Source organism: Paraburkholderia sp., assembly GCF_026225065.1.
Taxonomy (GTDB): domain Bacteria; phylum Pseudomonadota; class Gammaproteobacteria; order Burkholderiales; family Burkholderiaceae; genus Paraburkholderia.
Window position 1 is genome coordinate 1 of sequence record NZ_JAMFSB010000235.1, and the last position, 18694, is coordinate 18694.

Annotated in this window: 11 protein-coding genes; 1 reads left to right on the forward strand and 10 read right to left on the reverse strand. The window is 62.0% G+C overall.

Annotation, left to right across the window (positions count from 1 at the left end):
• Nucleotides 1-779: 779 nt before the first annotated feature.
• From M0954_RS17195 to M0954_RS17240, 10 genes are all read right to left on the reverse strand, one after another.
• Nucleotides 780-1304 carry a hypothetical protein gene (locus tag M0954_RS17195; RefSeq protein WP_297354463.1) on the reverse strand — a complete coding sequence of 175 codons (525 nt, stop codon included), beginning with the start codon at nt 1302-1304 and terminating at the stop codon, nt 780-782.
• A 47-nt stretch (nt 1305-1351) separates the two neighbouring features.
• Nucleotides 1352-2713, reverse strand: a complete 1362-nt coding sequence (locus M0954_RS17200; protein WP_297354465.1) for an MFS transporter — start codon at nt 2711-2713, stop codon at nt 1352-1354.
• A 384-nt stretch (nt 2714-3097) separates the two neighbouring features.
• Nucleotides 3098-5212, reverse strand: coding sequence for an HlyD family efflux transporter periplasmic adaptor subunit (locus M0954_RS17205; RefSeq protein ID WP_297354467.1), 2115 nt, complete (start codon nt 5210-5212; stop codon nt 3098-3100).
• A gap of 39 nt (nt 5213-5251) precedes the next feature.
• Complete coding sequence (locus M0954_RS17210) at nt 5252-6652, reverse strand: HlyD family efflux transporter periplasmic adaptor subunit (protein ID WP_297354469.1); 1401 nt, start codon at nt 6650-6652, stop codon at nt 5252-5254.
• A gap of 89 nt (nt 6653-6741) precedes the next feature.
• Nucleotides 6742-7455: an efflux RND transporter periplasmic adaptor subunit gene (locus M0954_RS17215; protein ID WP_297354471.1), complete on the reverse strand. Its 714-nt coding sequence runs from the start codon at nt 7453-7455 to the stop codon at nt 6742-6744.
• A gap of 86 nt (nt 7456-7541) precedes the next feature.
• The gene (locus M0954_RS17220; RefSeq protein WP_122156523.1) at nt 7542-9125 is read right to left on the reverse strand and encodes a TolC family protein; all 1584 of its coding nucleotides are present in this window, start codon (nt 9123-9125) and stop codon (nt 7542-7544) included.
• The gene (locus M0954_RS17225; RefSeq protein WP_297354473.1) at nt 9122-15583 is read right to left on the reverse strand and encodes a DUF4347 domain-containing protein; all 6462 of its coding nucleotides are present in this window, start codon (nt 15581-15583) and stop codon (nt 9122-9124) included. The genes M0954_RS17220 and M0954_RS17225 overlap by 4 nt, the downstream gene beginning before the upstream one ends.
• Nucleotides 15584-15632: 49 nt before the next feature.
• The gene (locus M0954_RS17230; RefSeq protein ID WP_122156525.1) at nt 15633-16241 is read right to left on the reverse strand and encodes a phage tail protein; all 609 of its coding nucleotides are present in this window, start codon (nt 16239-16241) and stop codon (nt 15633-15635) included.
• A gap of 58 nt (nt 16242-16299) precedes the next feature.
• Entirely contained in the window at nt 16300-16632 is a 333-nt protein-coding gene (locus tag M0954_RS17235) for a hypothetical protein (RefSeq protein ID WP_297354475.1), read from the reverse strand.
• Nucleotides 16633-16750: 118 nt separating this feature from the next.
• Complete coding sequence (locus M0954_RS17240) at nt 16751-17299, reverse strand: GNAT family N-acetyltransferase (protein ID WP_297354477.1); 549 nt, start codon at nt 17297-17299, stop codon at nt 16751-16753.
• A gap of 623 nt (nt 17300-17922) precedes the next feature.
• On the opposite strand from M0954_RS17240, the gene M0954_RS17245 reads away from it, so the two are divergent.
• A complete protein-coding gene (locus M0954_RS17245; RefSeq protein ID WP_147467113.1) occupies nt 17923-18486 on the forward strand; it encodes a hypothetical protein in 564 nt (187 codons plus the stop codon).
• Nucleotides 18487-18694: the final 208 nt, after the last annotated feature.

Genomic DNA, 18694 nt, shown 5'->3' on the forward strand with positions numbered 1-18694 from the left:
GAGCAGGCGTCGGCGACAACAGGCACTTCCTTGCGTGTCGACGGCGGTGTCGTTCGGACAATTGCATAGGGCGCCCGCTTTTTCACTCGCTCAACGCGGCCTCGGGAAGGGCCAAACCATCGGTTCCTTCCCGGAGTAGACGACAGCCCAAGTTGAATGTGCCTGCATTCGTACGAGTATTTCCACTCAAAAATAGCCGCCCAGAGTTGCCTTAATCGCGCCGACCGATTGGTCCATGGTGACACGATTGTCGACGATCCTCGCCTTAGGATCGATGGTCCGCTCCTGGCCGAACCCGGGCCGACAGCGACCGCACCAAATCGACCCCGACAAGACATTCAGCAATCCCGGTAGCGGTCATTCATGCGCTGGCTAGCTGCCGACCGGACCTCGCGGAATGTGACTCAAGTTGAGTCGCCGCTCGATGTGCGCACCCAGCAATCGCGTGATACCGAAAAGGTTCGGATAGCGTCCGATGGATCGGAGTCACCGTGGAAGACTGGGCAGAGGGATATCAACTCCTGCAGCGTTTCGATGCGAACAATCTTTAGAGCGCGCGGGCTACAGGCATGAGCAATCAGCGGAGATTTATGGACATTCTCCACGGCAGCAGCGCGGTGCTGATGATCTCGTCGCGCAGGCCAGCCTTGGGGCGTTCAACCGTTTCGAGCCGGTAATCACAAGTGGTTGTCGAAGGTCCACTATCTGGTCGAAGGCCGCCTTATGCATTAAGCAAATGCAGCTTCAGGTTGGCTAAGCCTCGACCGGCAATACCCGACTTACCGTCCCTCCTGCCCAGTCAACGAGTTCCATTCGTCCCAGCCAATGGTGCGGCCAGGAAACGCGACAGCGGTAAAAGGCCACGATGTCTCAACCCATTGGATGATTTCGTCTGCAGCCAGGTTTGCGAATTCGTGATCGATGGCTGCTGGAGAAAACCAGCAGAATGCCTGAGCCTGGAACAGTGCTTTGCGCCGGTCATTTTCGAGCCTCGATTTGATCGGCTTGATGTATAGGCAACCAACGTACCGGTGGGCCATTGATTTCTCAAAGATCGAATAGGCGAAGGCTTCGCGAGCGAAGAACTCGTGCTCGTGGCGGATCAGATCAGAAAGGTTCTCCGCCAACGTCATGTCTTTTGCGGGCCATCCATTGTCAGGGCCGAAGACACCACGAATACCGTCGGCACATTCCATCACGCGTTCGTAGTCTTGCACCGCGTAGTCCCCTGAGAGGACCTGCAAATACAGGCGATGCGTCTCATGAACGCGAGGAGGTGCGAAGCTATCTGGAATGAAGGCCATTGGGGATGCACTCTTTGAAATCACGTCCGCGCTGCGGCAACTATCGATCAGTGCCCCTGCGACTCACCCTTCAAAGGCTTCGGCGTCCCGTGACCCGGATGAGCCGCCTGCTTAACCAGCAACGCGACGCACGAAATCAGAGCGGCCACCGCGACGACCGCGAAGATCCCTTCGAATGAGAAGTGCTCACGCGTCAGTTCCGCGACCAGAAAAGAACCGGCAATACCGCCGAACCGGCCAATGCCGAGCATCCATGCGACACCCGTTCCGCGGCCTTGCGTCGGATAGAACGCGGCCGCGAGCGCCGGCAGCGACGACTGCGCCGTATTCATCAACACCCCGGCGACGAACACCACCAGCACGAGCAACCCGACGTTGCCCACCGCCTGGCCGATGCAGTACACGCTGATCGCCGTCAGCGCATAGCAAACCGCGATCACACGATTCGCGTTGAAGCGGTCCATCAGGACACCGCACAGTACGGCACCCACACCGCCAAGCGGAAACAGCGCCGAGATCAGGGTGGCGCGTTGCGGCTGGAGTCCGGCCTCTTTCAGCAGAACCGGCATCCAGTTGATGGACGCATAGAAAATCACGAGACCCATGAAATAGGCAAGCCACAGCATGACGGAGCCGATAATGTACTGGCGCGACAGCACCACTCGTAGGCCCTGCTTACCCGCCACTGCCGGCGCCAGCTCCGTCATCACGAACGAACTGGCCTCCTGGGCCGCGCTGGAGATCCGGCCCAGTGTCGCGCGGATCCGCTCGACCGCGTGTTGCTTCGCCACCATATAGCGCACCGACTCGGGCATCGCAACCATCAGCAACACCGCCAGCAGCAACGGCATGGTGCCGCCGAGCAGCAACACGCTGCGCCAGCCGAAGTGTGGAATCAGCCAGGCCGCTAGAAAGCCGCCAAACGCTGCACCAAGAGGGAAGCCGCAGAACATCAGATTGATCAGCGTCGCGCGGCGGCGGTCGGGACAGAATTCACTCATCAGGGTGACCGCGTTCGGCATGGCGGCGCCAAGCCCGATGCCGGTGACGAAGCGCAGGACGGTCAAATGCCCGATATCGCCGGAAAACGCCGAGGCGAAACACGCCACGCCGAACAGCGTGACGGAACCAAGCAGCAATACACGTCGCCCGATCCGGTCGGAAAGCGGACCCGACACCAGCGCGCCACAAGCGAGGCCAAACAGCGCCGCGCTCAAAACGGGCGCGAGATCCGGCTTGCTGATGCCCCATTCAGTCACCAGCGACGGCGCAATGAAGCCAATCGCCGCAGTGTCGAAGCCGTCGAGCAGGACGATAACGAAACACATCGCGAAGACGAGCCACTGGAACCCCGAAAACGGGTGCTCATTGATAAATGTCTGTACGTTGACGGCCGTATTCTGGCGCACGCTTTGTCTCCTTGTGATGGGCTGCGCACTCCGCGCGGCCCGGGGGCTTCCGAGTCAGGTCAGAACCCGTGAACGATCCCCACACCCGCGGCACTGACTACGCGAGGACGACGGCGCAGTCTGGAATCCGATCGCCGATCGTAGGTGTCGCGTTGATGATGTTGCCCGAACTACATTGCCTGGTGTACTGCCGATCCCGCACGCTTCCTGACCAGGACGCTCGGGCGTGTGAGTACTGAGATGCGTCTTCAGGTATTGGCCTACAACCACAAGCGGGTCACGGACATACTTGAGATGTGTCAATTATGCGCGACCTTGATCACGTGTCTACAGACAGCAGCCACTGCCGCGGTCTGGAACGAGTCCATCCACGCAAACGGTCCTCTAAAAACCAGCCTCGCGCTGCACTGCGGCGACCAACGCCCTCACGCCACGCGCCGCAAAACTCTCCCGTCCTGCGCCAAGCATCACTGTCCCGGTGACATCCCTGCTCAACATCTGCGTACCGTCGCATTCGCCAAAGCGCACCCGCCAGATCGCCTGCAGCGGCACCAACTGATGCGTCTTCGGCTCCGCTTCAGCGGCAATGGGACCGCCGTACACACTCGCCACCGACGGCTCATCTAGCGTAGCCACATTGACCTTGTCAACGGCCTGAACGCGGCATTGGACCGCCGCCATTTCGACGATACCCGGCACAAATTTCGCGCGCTGCCCCGTCACGATCCGCGCGACGTCATTCTCGCCGACGAATGCGTCGCCCTTCACGCCATGCGGTCCCACGACGTCGAACAGACGCTCGCCGCGAGGCAACCAGGTGCCGACGGCCAGATTGTCGTCCGCCATATGGACGATGCCGGCAAATGGCGCACGAATCGTCAGCTGCCCGATCTCGGCGCTGAATCCATTGACCGTCTCACGCGCGGCGTCCCAGCGCCGTTTCAGCGCAACGCCTTCTTGCCGCAGACGGTCGTCGAACGGTTGCTGTTCGACCTCCCAGCGCAACAGCGCCTCATCCGCCTGCGCAGCCTTTAACTTGAACGCGAGGTCAGGCGACACCAGTGCGGCAAGCACCTGTCCCGCCTGCACCTGCTCGCCATCGCGCACGGGCGATGGCGAGGCCGCCACATAGCCGGCCTCCACCGCGTACAACCCTTGCGCCTGCTGCGGCCCAAACACGGCGGGTGCGCTCACTCCGGCGTGCCATGGCAGCACAAAAAAACCGAATAGCGCTGCTGCGAGCAACGCGCTGCGCCGTGTCTGCCGCGTCCAGTGCAACTGCGCGCGGCGTCGCCAGACCACGGTCGTTTCGCGCAGCACGGGCCGCACGATGAACCAGCCGAACTCGACGCAAAACAGCGCCATGCCCAACGCCTTGAAGAACGCGTGATACACCACGAGTGCGATTGAGAAAAACACCACCAGCCGGTAAACCCAGGTCGCAAACGAAAAGCCGATCAGAAAGCGGCGCCGTGACGGCGAGCACGGCTCTGGTTGCGGATCACCGAAACCGAATAGCCATTCGCGCATCCACCAGCGGCCGAGCGCAAACGCACGGTCGTGCAGGTTCGGCGTATTGAGCCAGTCAGACAACAGGAAATAGCCGTCGAAGCGCATGAACGGGCTGGCATTGATCACCAGCGTACCGATCCAGGTGGTGGTCGCCAGCAGGAAGGCACCTGCCCGCAGCGGACCATCCGGCAACAGATTCCACGCCAGCGTCGCGAATGCGGCCAGCGCCAGTTCGCTTAGCATGCCGGCCGCGCCAATGCGCAAACGACTCGCGCGGCTCGGCACTTTCCAGGCCTCGGTGGTGTCCGTGTAGAGCACCGGAAGCATCACGAGCAGCGCGACGCCCATGGTGGGCACGCGGCAACCGTAGCGTTGCGCGGTAAACGCGTGGCCAAACTCGTGCAGCACCTTAGCGAATGCCAATGCAACCCCTACTGCAACGATGCCTTGCAGGTCCGCATAGGAGTGGAATGTATGGAGAAATTCATCCCAACGGCGCGAGACAAGAAAGAGGCCCGTCAGGGCGCAAGCCACCACCAGCATCCAGAACGCAGGACGATAAGCGAACCCGGCGAAACGCGCCGCGCGGCGCAAAAAGGGCATGGGATGCCATAGCGGAATGCGGATCAACAGATAGTGCTTGAGCAGCCACATTGTCTGCGTGAGCTTGCTGGCTTCGGCATATGCACTGAGCCGATCGGTGTCGCTAGCATTCGTGGCGACCAGCAGATTCTGCTGACGCAGCATGCGCAGGAGTGCTTCGATATCGTCGAGCGAGATGGATAAGGTCGTATTGCGATTGATGCTTGCGACGATTGCGTTGGCGTCGTCAAGCGGCCAGCGCGAGAGCATTTCGAACGCGGGCCAGCCGATCTGGAAGAAACGATTTGCGGCGGGATCATGCAGCATCCACGTCGGCGCACCCTCTGGAGTGGGTGCGCCGACGGTCAGTGTCAGTTCCTGGCGAAGTTGCGGAAGTCGGTACATGGTGTGTTCTGCGCGGCCCGGACGTGGCGTGATATGACGCTACCAGCCAAGCCATTGGCGCGCGAGCGTCAAGGGCCGGCGCAGCACGTAGTAGACAAGCGGCACCCAGCCTCCGTGAATGCGCGCCGTCCCCATCGTCCCCAGCGGGGGCTGTACTCCGCGGTCAGTAAAGCTCGCCCGCACGCGATACGCCAGTACGCCATCCGGCGTCGGCTCCGCCCGATAGGCCACCGAGTCGATGCGCGCCGCGTAAGTCGCGAGCGGCGAGCTCTTCGGGTACAGCGTCAATACCATGCCGGGCTTAACGTCGACATTGTCGGCAACCGGGACGTAGGCGGTCAATTCCACATGATCGGGATCAGCGAGAAGGAGGATTTTTTCACCGACCGCCACCGCCTTGCCGGTCCATTCATTCGGATCGCTAAACACTGCAACGCCCGCGCGCGTGGCGTTCACGCGGACGCGCGCCAGTTGTTCGGCAGTGTAGTCGAGTTGCACCGCACTTTGATCGAGCTTGCCTTTGCGCTCAGCCATATCGAGCCGGTTGCGGTCGTCCGTGACAGCCAATTGCGCCGTTTGCCGGTATTCTTCCTGCGCGGTGTCGAAATCCTTGCGGGCCAGCGCATAGCGCGATTGTAGAGTCGTGGCGTCGAGACCGAGCAGTGGCGTGCCAGCCACAACCGGCTGATTCGGCTGCACGTAGAGACGATCGATCACGCCCTCAAGCGGCGCGCGCACGACAAACGGATCTTTCGGCGTCACCTCGGCCGGGGCGAGCAAGCTCAGGTGCAGTGGAATCACGCACACGAGCGCGAGCCCGATCAGCACGCGCCGTTGCTGACGACCAGGCCGCAAGATGACACGCACGCGTTCGAACCACGACGGTTGCGGCCCAAAGGCGGCGAATGCATGCGCCCAAACCTGGGCGAGCTCGCTTAGCAACGCGCAATCGGTCGGCGTCCATGGCTCGTCGCGTGCGAACACGAGGCCCCCTAGCCGACGTCCGTCGCGGTCGACCAAGGGAATCCACAGGCCATGCCCCGGCCACCATGCATCCCATTCCTGCGCCACATGCGTGGCGCCTTCCTGATGCAGATCGTCCGCGGTGAAGATGCGGGGCCGCTCGGGCTGGGGCATGCCTGCAGTAGCGGGTATGTGACCAGATGCGTCCTTAGCCGCACCAGCAGGAGCACGTGCCAGCACCCGGCACAAGGCGCCGAGCCATTGCACGTAGGGCGCATTCGGATCGCTCTGCGGCAAGCCGGAAACGGCAGCCACCGAACCCGGTGCCGTGCCGCGCCACCATGCGGCCTGCCGGTAAGGCACCAGTGCAAGCGTTTCGTTGACGATAGTGAAGCCGAGTGTCGCTTCGCTTGTCGCAGCACGCGCACGGCTCGCAAGCTGCCAGAGCAGCGCGATCTGCTGCGCGTCGATGCGCACGTTTTGCGATGCGTCCGCGGACGCGGCGCGGCTGGTCCGCTCAGAAGCCTGCGGGGGTGGAGATGAAGTATGCGTCGGCGGCATATTCGTTACCGCGTCGAGAACGTGGCCCAGCCGCTCATGCCGGGCAGCAGTTCCGGCACGCTGCCAGTTAGCGCCGCTGTCACATCGACTGTCTGCGTAACCGGGTCGACGCGCGCGCCAATGCGGGCCACTTTCGCCGGATAGATCTTGCCGACCTCATCGACCTGAACGCTCAACGGATGACCAGGCTTCAACCAGGCGAGCCATTTCGACGGCACAATCATCTTCAGTTCAAGATGGCTCGTATCGATGATCGTCAAAAGTGGCTTACCAGGCTCTGCAAACTGTTGCGGCGCGGCACTGCGCTTCGAGACACGGCCGTCGAACGGCGCGGCAATCACGCATTGGCGCACTGTTGCCTGCATATAGGCAACTTCCGCCGTGCTGGCCTTCAGTTTGCCCGAGGCCTGCTGCACTTCGAGGTCGCCCACCGAATGCAGTTGCGCGAGACGCTGGTCGACCTGCATCAGGTCGCGCGCGGCATCGGCTTCGGCCTGGGCCTTGTGCAACTGCGCCGCGTACAGCGAGCAGTCGAGCGAGATGAGCGTCTGACCGGCGCGGAACGCGTCGCCGTCGCGAAACGGCAAGGTGGCGATTTTTGCGGCGATTTCGCTCGACAGGTCCACCTCGTCGCGCGAAACAAGCTGGATGCGGATGCGGCCCGCGTCGCCGGTCGGATCGGTAGTTGCCGAGGCCGAGACCGAAACCGGCGTCGGCATGGGTGCCGCCGCCGGCGTCGCACTCCAAACTGTTTGCGTGCACAACAAAAAAGCGACTGCACTACCCGCTACATACCGCGACCACTTCATTGCGTCTTCTCTCCATTCGCGCTGCCCAGTGTGGCCCAGCGCTGCTGCTCTGCATCGATCGACTGCTCAAGCGTGGCCAGATCATGGCCACTGACCGTATCGGGAATCGGATCGAGTCCGAGCGTCGCCAGCATTTGCCCGTAGGCGTTTTCGAGTTCGCCGTAGCTCTGGTACAGGCGCAACTCCGACATCATTGCGCTGGTCGCGGCACGAATCTCTTCCAGTTTGCCTTGCGCATTCGCTTCGGTTGCGTTGTGGGTGTGCTGCAGAATCTGTTGATCGACGTCGTTCATCTGCTTGAGCAGATCGAACTGACGTTGCTTCGCAGCCAGTTCGCTGCGCGCGACGTGCACCTGCGTCAGCACCGCCATGCTCAACGCAAGGCGCTGCGTCTTCGCCACTTCCAGTTGCGCGTCGGCCATGCCGCGAATGTTCTTCACATTCAGCACGTTTAGCAGATTCCAGCTCACGCTGATACCGGCTGCGCGCCACGCGTTATAGACGAGGAAGCTATTACTGTCGTAGTGCGTGCCGAGATCGAGTTCGATACCGGGCAGCAGCTTGGCCATTGCCTTATGCGTTTCGTTGACGCTGATACGCTCGTTATAGCTCGCTTCCACCAGTTCCGGGCGACGCTCCAGCGCGGTCTCTTCCATGCTGTCGATCGGCATGTCGAAACTCGGGATAGCGAAATCCGTCGGCGGCGCCAGCGTAAAGTCTTTGCCCGGCTCCAGATTCATCAGCGAGGCAAGCCGCGGCTTGGCTTCTTCGAGCTGATCGCGAATCTCTTCGAGCTGGCGCATCAGATCGAGCAGCGAATGCTGATAGTTAAGCGTATCCATCGGTGAGCGCAGATTCTCATGCTGCGCCTGGCGCGAATCGTCGAGTGCCGAACCGGCCTGAGCCAGCAGCGGCGCGATGCGCTCGCGCAGCCGTTGCGCGCCGGTTGCTTGCCAGTAGGCTTCGCGCACCTGCTGCATCATCAGTTGCACGACTTTGCGGCGGCGTTGTTCGAGCACCAGCACGTGATCGGCCTGCTCCTTGGCTTCAAAGTAGCTGACGCCGAAGTCGAGCAGATTCCACGAGAAGCCGAGGTCCGCGGTGCGGTCGTTCTTGTCCGTCGAATAAGACGGCGCCAACGATTGCTCGTTGGTGAACACATCGGTCGAGGACGAAGCAAGCGGGTGGTTGCGCGTCGTATAACCGGCTTGCGCAGTGAGCTTCGGCAACAGGTCGAAGTTCGACAGGTCGAGCTGCTTTTGCGCGAGCGCTTCTTCCATCATTTTCAGACGATGGTCGAGGTTGTAGCGAATCGCGCGTGCCATTGCCTCGTCGAGCGTGATCGGCCCGGTCACGGGCTGCTGCTGCGAGAACATTGACGTCCGGTCGGTCTGCGCGGTCTGCACGCGCTCGGCATCGGTGAACGGTGTGGGTTTGATCGCGCAGCCCGAGAGCCAGATGATGGCGAGCGAGAGCGCAAGCAGCGCGGGACGAGGTGGACGCACCGCAATGGAAGAGGATTTCACTTCGGCAGCTCTCTTTCTTAGAGTTATTGGAATGTGGAATTCAGGGTGGCTCATGCGTTGCCTCGCGGTGCGGCAACCACAGCAGCCGCGTCGGCGGTAGGCGCTGCGGTCGCACGCACGACGTGCAGCGTCGCATGGGCATGAGCGAACTGCTCGGTGAGCGACGGCTTGGCAAGCGGGATCGCCGCTTGCGGTGCAGGTTTCGTCGTGTGGCTGCGCTCGTGAGCAGGTGTGCCGCTGGCGCGTTGTCCACGAGCACCGCTGAAATCGATTGCCACTTCGCGGCGCGTCTGATGACCGGCGGCATCGTGCGTGACGATCGCGAAATGCAAGGCGCCCTGATGCGGCGGCACCTTGCCGCTCAACATGCCGCGCACCGGGTCGTAATGCAGCCATCCGGGCAGCGGGCGGCCGTCGGCGAGACGGATGTCGACATGAGTGTCCGCGTCGACCGGCGAACCCTCGGCGTTTGACAGCATGGCCGGCAGCGAGACTGAGAAGTCGCCGTCGGGCGGCACCGTCACGCGCATGGTGAGGTCGGGCAGATCGATAGACAGCCGCGTGAGATCCGGAGTCGGGATCGACTCCATTGGGGAGACGCCGGTGTCGCTGAGCGAGTTGGTTGCACGGCCGGCCTCGTTCGTAAAAGTCGGCGTACGCGCGCTGGTGTTCTCAAAGGTTGCTGTAAAGACATCAGGAATAGAACCGAGCGTAGGCTCCGGAGCGAACGCGTCGAGCACGATCAGCGGGTTTGAGATGCTGTCGCCGAGGTCGTCTGGGAAGACCGGCAAGGTGTCCGGTGCGGGCGCTACCAGTTCCGTGATGGGCGTGACACCTTGCCCAACGTTCGGTGTTGCGTTAGCTGACGAGGACGGCGGCAACGTCAACGGTGTCGCGGGATGCGGGACATCGCTGCTCGTCGTTGTTCCGGTTGTCGTAGAAGTTCCCGTTCCACCTCCGGTCGGCGGCGGTGGCGGAGTCTGGTCCGTGTCCTGAACTGTGATGGTCTTGCTGCTGACCGCGCTCGACTGCTTGCCGTCATTGATTACAAAGTCGATCATGCGGGACGCGGTATTCGGCGTAATAGCCGTGTTGTCGTATTCGACCGAACTCAGCGCCGCTTGCCACTGCGCCAAGGTCGCGTGGCTGTTCGAGGTCAGCGTCAGCACGCCCGTCGAAGCGTTATAAGAGCCCGTGATGTCACCCATCGTGGCACTGTTATTGGTGAATTCCAGCACGTCTTCGCCGCTATGAAAGCCGCCCGCAATCGAAACGGTCCCCGTTTCAACTGTGAGCGATTCCGGGTCCGCCACGGTGATGCCGGAGTCGATCGTCACCGGTGTCGAGGCGACGTTGTCGCCCGCCGTGAATGAAGGGCTACCGGTGCCGCTCGTCAGCGTCGGCGCAGAAGCCCCCACGTCGACCGTTCGCGCGAATGCCGCGCTGTTCTCCACGCCGTCGTTGACAATAAAGGAAATCGTCCGCGAGCCCAGCGGCGCCGCGAACCCATTGGTGGAAAACGACACACCTTCGAGCACCGCGTCCCATTGGGCGACGGTCAGCGGCGCGCCGCTCGAACTGATGGTCATCACGCCCGTCGTGGCATCGTAGGTCGCGCTGACGCTGCCCATTGTCGCTGGGTTGATATTCAACGTGAGCATATCGCCAGACTGCAGACCACTCGTGATCGAGATGGTCGCCGAGGCGAGCGTCGTGTTGTCGCCGTCCGTCACGGTGATGCCGCTGTCCACCACCTTCGGCGCGTTGCCGTCCAGATAGCTGGTGTTGCTGGTCATCGCGCTCGTCAGCACAGGCGTCTGGTCGACATCGGCCACCGTCACGGTCTTGCTGCTCGTCACACTGTTTTCGGTGCCGTCGTTGACGGTGAAACTGATTGTGCGGGCCGCACTGTTCGGCGTGACCGCGGTATCGGTATAAGTCACTGACTCCAGCGCGGCCTGCCATTGCGCAACCGTTGCCGCGGCACCCGCGGACGTCAGCGTCAGCACACCCGTGGTCGTGTCGTACGAACCCGTGATATTGCCGAAGCTGGTCGTGCTGGTGTTGGAAAACGCAAGCACGTCCTCGCCCGAATGAAAATTGCCCGTGATCGCGACGGTGCCGGAGGCCAGTGTCGTGTTGTCGGCATCGGAGACGATCACACCCGGGTCCACCGCGACTGGCGTCGAGGTCACGTTGTCGCCGGCCGTGAACGCCGTGCTGCCGCCCGAGGCCGTGACGACCGGCGCCTGGTCGACGTCCGTCACGGTGACGAGTTTGGTGGAGCCGGCACTCGTCTCCGTGCCGTCGTTGACGGCGAAACTGATCGTCCGGGTCGTCGTGTTAGGCGTGGCCGCCAGGTCGGTGTAGGTCACCGCGCGCAGCGCCGCCTGCCACTGGGCGGTCGTCGCCTCAGCGCCTGACGACTCCAGCGTCAGCACACCCGTGCCGGCGTTGTACGAGGCGTTGATGTTGCCGTACAGCGCCGCGCTGGTATTGGTGAACGCCAGCAGATCCTCGCTGCCGGCGAAGCCGTTCGTAATCGTCACCGTGGCAAAGGAGAGCGTCGTGTTGTCCCGGTCCGATACGGTGATGCCGGTGTCGATCGCCACCGGCGTCGCGGTGGTGTTGTCACCTTCCGCAAACGGCGTGCTGCCGATCGAAGTGGTCACGATGGGTGTCTGGTCGACATCGCTCACCGTGACGGTCTTCGTGCCGGTATCGCTGGTGTCCGTACCGTCGTTGACCGCGAAGCTGATCGTGCGGGTCGCGTTGTTCGGCGTCACCGCCGTATCCGTGTACGTCACAGATTCCAGCGCCGCCTGCCATTGCGCGGTTGTCGCGGTGGCGCCCGCCGAGGTCAGCGAGAGCACGCCGTTGCCGGCATCGTACGAGCCGGTGATGTTGCCGAACAACGTCGAACTGCTGTTGTTGAACGCCAGCACGTCCTCGCCCGAATGAAAATTGCCCGTGATCGCGACGGTGCCGGAAGCCAGCGTGGTGTTATCCAGATCGCTCACGGTGACGCCGCTGTCCACGGTAACCGGCGTCGAGGTCACGTTGTCGCCCGCGGTAAAGGGAGTGCTGCCGCCCGAGGTCGTGAGGATCGGCGTCTGGTCGGTATCGGTCACGGTCACCGTTTTGGTCGAAGCGATACTGGTCGCCTGGCCGTCGTCGATGGTAAAACTGATCGTGCGGGTGGAGTTGTCCGGTGTCACCGCGGTGTCGGTGTAGGTCACCGCGCGCAACGCCGCCTGCCATTGCGCAAGCGTCGCGGTGCCGCCCGCAGACGTCAGCGTCATCACGCCACTGGAAGGCACATACGAAGCGTTGATGTTGCCGAACAGCGTCGGATTCGTATTGTCGAACGACAGCAGGTCCTGGTTGCTGACAAAGCTGCCCGTGATGGCCACCGTGGCGGAGTCGAGCGTGCTGCTGTCGCCGTCCGCTACGGTGATGCCGCCGTCGACAACAACCGGTGTCGACGCGGCGTTGTCGCCTGCGACGAACGGGGTGCTGCCGACCGTGGTTGTCACGATCGGCGTCTGGATCACGTCCGTGACCGAGACGCTCTTGGTGCCGACGTTACTCGGCTGCGTGCCGTCATTCACGCTAAAACTGATCGTGCGGGTCGCGCTGTTCGGCGTCACCGCCGTATCCGTGTACGTCACCGCTTCCAGCGCCGCCTGCCATTGCGCGACCGTCGCCGTGGCGCCCGCGGAGGTCAGCGACAGCACGCCGGTGCTGGAAACGTACGAGGCGGTGATGTTGCCGAACAAGGTGGAACTGGTGTTGTTGAACGCCAGCACGTCCTCGCCTGAGTGAAAATTGCCAGTGATGGAGACGGTACCGGACGCGAGCGTGGTGTTATCCAGATCGGACACGGTAACGTTGCTGTCCACCACGACCGGTGTCGCAGCGGTGTCATTGCCGGCGGTAAAGGCCGTGGTGCCACCGCTCGTCGTGAGGATCGGCGTCTGATCGGTATCGGACACCGTCACCGTACGCGTCGCCACCGGGCTGCTCTCGGTGCCGTCGTTGACCGTGAAACTGATGGTGCGCGTCGCGTTGTTCGGCGTCACCGCCGTATCCGTGTAGGTCACCGATTCCAGGGCTGAGCGCCATTGTGCGAGGGTTGCGCCACCTGCGGCCGTGAGCGTCATCACACCCGTGCCTGCGTCATACGAACTGCTGATGTCGCCCATCGTCGTGCCGTTGTTGGTAAAGCCCAGCACGTCCTCGCCCGAATGGAAATTGCTGCTGATCGAGACCGTCGCCGAATCGAGCGTGGTGTGCCCCGCGTCGGATACGGTCAAGCCGGAATCGACCACCACCGGCGTCGAGGCCGTATTGTCTCCAGCGACGAACGCAGCCGAACCTGTGTCCGTGGTAACCAGCGGCACCGCAGTCAGGTTGACGGTTTCCGTGACCGCTACGCTGTTTTCGCTGCCGTCGCTGATCTGCACCGACACACTGCGGCTGCCGGACGCTGTGTCGGGCGCGGAGAAATGCACGGCGTCGATGGCGGCGTCCCACTGCGCGGCCGTCGCAGTATCGCTGGCCGAGCTCAACGTCATCACGCCGGTCGTCGTGTTGTAGCTCCCCGTGATGTTGCCCATCGTCGAGCCGTTGTTCGCGAACGACAGCGTATCGCCAGTCTGAAAACCCGACGTGATCGATACGGTGGCCGACGGCAGGGTGCCGTTGTCGCGATCGCTAACGCTGACGCCGCTATACACGGACGTGCCGGCCGCGCCCGCCACGTAGCCCACACTGCCGCCGCTCGTGCTGAGCAGCGGCGTCTGGTCGACGTCGGTCACCGTGACGGTGCGGGTCGCGACGTTGCTGGGGTCGCCGTTGCTGTCGGTCAGGCTGAAGCTGATGGTGCGGGTCGCGGGAATCGGCGAGATCGCAGTGTCGGTATAGGTCACCGAGTCGAACGCGGCCTGCCATTGCGCCGTGGTCGCTGTGTTGCCAGCGGACGTCAGCGTCAGCACGCCCGTCGACGTGCTGTACGAGCCGGTGATGTTGCCCATCCCCGCACCGCTGTTGGTGAACCCCAGCGAGTCTTCGCCGCTGTGAAAACCGCTGGTGATACTGACCGTGCCGGTGCCCGACGTGGTCGCCGAAGTGTCGGCCACGCTCAGGCCGCTGTCCACCGTCACCGGTGTCGACGTCGTGTTGTCGCCGGCCACGAACGCTGCGCTGCCGGCGTCGGTCGTGATGGTCGGCCCGTCGATGCTGTACACGAGGTGGGCGAGGTTCAGAATCAGATCGCCGCCGACACCGCTAATCGTGATGCTATGCACCTCGTCGAACGCCGCATTGCTCGACGACAACGACACGGTCTGGGTGACGAAAACGCCACCCGAGACCAGCGTGACTTCGCCCGCCGTATTGCTGTCCGGAACGATCTCGACGTTGCCGTTCGCCACGATGTCGATGTCGAGGCTCTGGATGTTGAACGCCTTGCCGTTCGCCATCGAGATGGTGATCGAGTTCACGTTGCCCTGCCCTCCCGCGTCCAACGCGAGCGACTGGTCCCCGCCGTTTTCGTCGGCGAGCGCTTGAAGGTTGGAATCCGACTCCACCTGCGTATCGTAGGGCGTAGAGCCGGTGTTATACGTGTAGGTCAGACCGTCGAGCGTAAACGAAGGCACCTCGCCGGAGTCGAAATCGACATCGTCCGCGTTGGTGAAGTCCTCGATCGTCACGCCAAGCAGATGGTCGTAGTTCTGCTCAGCCGCCGCTGAGAGAATCACCGGCGTCGTCACGGTGCCGACCTGGTACTCGAGCGTCCAGTTGCCGCCCACTGCGGCCGAACCGGTCGCATCCGTCGAAGCGGCCACGTTCAGATGCGTGAGTGCGGCAATTTCCTGCACCAGCATCTGCCCGTCCGCGTCCTGCGCGACATCGCAACCGTAGATCAGGAAATCGCCGCCCGGCTTCATCAAGGCGCCGATCTGCGTGAGCTCAGCGCTGTACTTCGACAGATCGCCGGCGTCGAGCCAGACGTCGCCTGCCTGAATCTCGCCATCCGTGCCGTGCGAAATCAGGTGAATCGCGTCGACACCCTTGTGCGTCTGCAGGTACTGCTCGATCTGCGCGAAGCCGTCGGTGTTCGCATTGAGCACGACATACTTCGTCCCCGCCGGCAAGCCGGCAATCAGCGCCTGATAGTCGACTACGCTCGGATCGATGAACACCACCTGATGCGACACGGCCGGCGCCGCGTTGGCGACGGCGAGCTTCTGCTCGCGCGCACCGTTCGCGCCGACGAGCTTCACATCGTGCTCGGCCACCGGCTTCGATGGAGCCGAACTGGTGGTGGCGGGATGCGCGTGGTCCGCTTCGACGCCATGCGGATGCGGGTGCGCCGCAACCGCACCGACCGATGCGTCGTAGACCACACGGGGCTCGAGTGCGAGCAGCAGCGGCGCCGGTACGACGGCGGGAATCCTGCCCCCCCGCTCGACGCTCAGACGTTTCAGGATTTGCTTGACGTAGTCCATGACGAAACACTCCACCGGGCCGCCGCGTGGCCCTGCTATGGCCGCGCGCTTAACTGCGCGGCGGGAAAACACCGCTCAGCGCGATGATGAAAGTGATACCCAGATACGGGTTACGCAGCGCGACCGGCAGACTGCCGCCGGTGGACCCGACTGTCACGGTGGGCGCCGACCCCGTCAGGGATGCGTTGAACGGTGCCAGCGTGGTGTTCGCCGCGCTCGTGCTGTAGAGCGTCCCGGGACGGCCGCCCGCCGCGATCGGTCCGAGAACCGTGGTGTTGCCGGGCGTGGCGCCTTCGCCGGTGTTCGTGGTGGTGGCGGGTATGCTGATCGATGCGCTCGCCGTCCCCGCAGTAGCCGTGGCCGTATGCGTGTGCGCCGGCAACTGGTTGATGGTCAGCGTGACGCTCTCGTTGCCGGAAAGCTCGCCCACCGTGATCGGCGAGAGACCGTTGCCCGCACCCACGCCGACCGGCGAACGGCCTTGCAGATCCGGGAGCCCGAAGTTGGTCGTACCGTTGCCGCCATAAAACGTACCGAGCAGCGCGAACAACGCGTTATTCTGGCTGACGGACAAGATTTGCCCCTGACAGAAGGCCCAGCCTTGCGGGGCGAAATTGAAACCGACCATGCGGATTTCGCCGAGATACGGATCGCTCATACATTTCTCCTGGAAACGCGGGGGTTAGACCGCAAAGAAACGGGCAACACCGGGAGAGTCATGGCGCGTCCGTCGAAGGGGATAGGGCGGGCTTCACACAGTGCATCACCGCGCACAGCATGGCCGCGCCGCTTTCGGAAGGCCGCACCGGCGTGGCGAGCAGAGACCAGCTCGGCCCGTCGGGCGATTGCACCTGGTACACGTCTTGAGGAAGTTGCACGCCGGGCGGCAACTCGAAGAGCGCCGAATAGCAAACGAACGAATCATCCATGGGAATGCCGGCAGGCGCGCTGACGAGCCGCGCCTGAATTTCGTGCCCGGACGCTGTCCCCAGGATGAAAGTACGGCCGAGCGACTCGGTCAACTCGGCATGACTCGGTATTGCTGACATTCCGCCCCCCGGAATGAAACTGAAACGCGGCTGCATCGGCTCAACCGATACCTCTCGTTTACGACGCGCCGCTATGCTCTCTTTAAGTCTTTCGTTGTTTTTTTCGACATGCGGTTCGTCACGTCGCTTGAGACTCGAACGGCGCAGCGGGTCGGCACATGAATTCGTAAATTCCGTTTTCGCCGATCTTCTCGAAACCTAGTCGCAGGTAGAGCGAACGAACAGGGTTGTTGCACTCCACATGTAGTTTCACTGCCATCCCCCGCTGTGCGGCCTGCGCGATCAGCCTATGCATCAACCGCGTTCCGATGCCTCGACCCCGAAACGACGGCAATAGCGCGATATCCATGACACGCAGTTCATCGCCGTCCCAGTTGTGATACAACCTGCCCGCCGCGACGCCCCCGCTGAGTACCACATCAAACCGGGCTTGCGGATAGTGCCGACGGTAGTAGCGGTCCTGCATCGTGAACTGCTGTTCGATGAGTAACTCAATTTCCGCAGCGCTTAATCCCGCGCCCGTGAATTCGTCAAACCGCGTGCTGGAAAACACCGTCAGCAGGAATTCGCGATCGGTATGAGTTACCGCACGCAATTCAATAACGTCGGCTTCACTTTGAAACGTGAACGTTATCGGATTGCCTCTCGGATCGAATGCGTTGCTCACGAAAACTTACTCAAACTTACGCATGGAGATTTGAGGCGAATCGTAGCCGTTAGTTATTAACCTTGCAATCGATTCATCAGGCAAATGTGCTCAGGGATTACCCGCTCATGGTCGACCAATTGAGGTGGTATGCGCGACGGATGGGAAGCGGTAAAAACTACTTAAATGGACTTGTAGCATCGCGATCAACTCTCGCAGAGCTTCTTGGCATGACGGCAAGAGAACTGGTTGCCGGATCGGAGCCCGGCGCTCCGCGGCCCCGTACGCTCACGTACGGTCAGAAAGAAATGCTAACGTCCCACCCTAACTCAATGAGATATGACGATCGTATGCGCTGCCATTGAGTGGTTGCTTTCGACGACGCTTTCCACCGTTCATGGCCGACTCCGGGAGTTCGCCAGCGCCCGTCAGTCCCGTGCCCGACCGCGCCGCGAACTTCCCTTTTCGACCCATCACGGCCTGACGCCTTGTTGGGTCGAGAGACCGCTGTACGACTGTTAGCGGACATCCCACCGCGACGCCATCGTTTATTAGCGGTTCGGAAACGAACCCACGTCAAATCCTGATGCGCTACCATTCGCGGGGTCAAATCCACACACCAACGACGTTTTTCATCCAATGCCATGATAAGAAAATCCTTTCTCACCGTCGTTTTAACCGTTTTTCTTTGTACACCGTTACTTGCCTCTGCACAAAACGATGACAGTGCCGAGTTCTTCAGCCATCTTTATTGGTCTTTGTGCAAGTCGAACGCTACGAACCCCGATTTGTTGCGAGCGAACCTAAAGACTAAAGGACTTCCAGAACTACCACCGGAAAAGGCCAAGCTATTCAACGATGGCTTTGACGGCGACGCGTGGCCAGTGCCGCACAACGGCACAAGCGGAAATTTTGTTCTGGCGCTACCGGCGGGGAAAAAGATGTGCGCTGTCTATGCAAGGCGCGCTGATGCACATACGATCGAGCTATTGTTTTCTCAATTTGGAGAAAATCCAGCCGCCCCGATTGTTGCCGACAGGCAGCATGACGTATTCGCCGACACAGGGCCAAACGGGAAAACACATACCATATCGTACATATGGTCGACTCCTGGCGATCCCGCGAAGCTGCTCTTTATGCTGACGACTTCGGAATCTCCCTCTGCTCAAGTACAAGCACTGGGGACCGTTTCGGTTATAGGTAACTAGGATGCCTGATCGTCTTGAAGTCGAGCGTCCGTTGTTGGCTCAGCTACGGTCAACGACCAACAAGGCTTGGGTGGCTGCTCCTGGCCGACTACTGCGCGACACAGTGCGGACGGCGACCCGAACTGGCCACGTAGTTTAGCGACAGGGCACGCCGCGCTCAGAGGAAGTTCCTGATCAGCATCGTCACCCACCGCCAGGCACCGCCGCA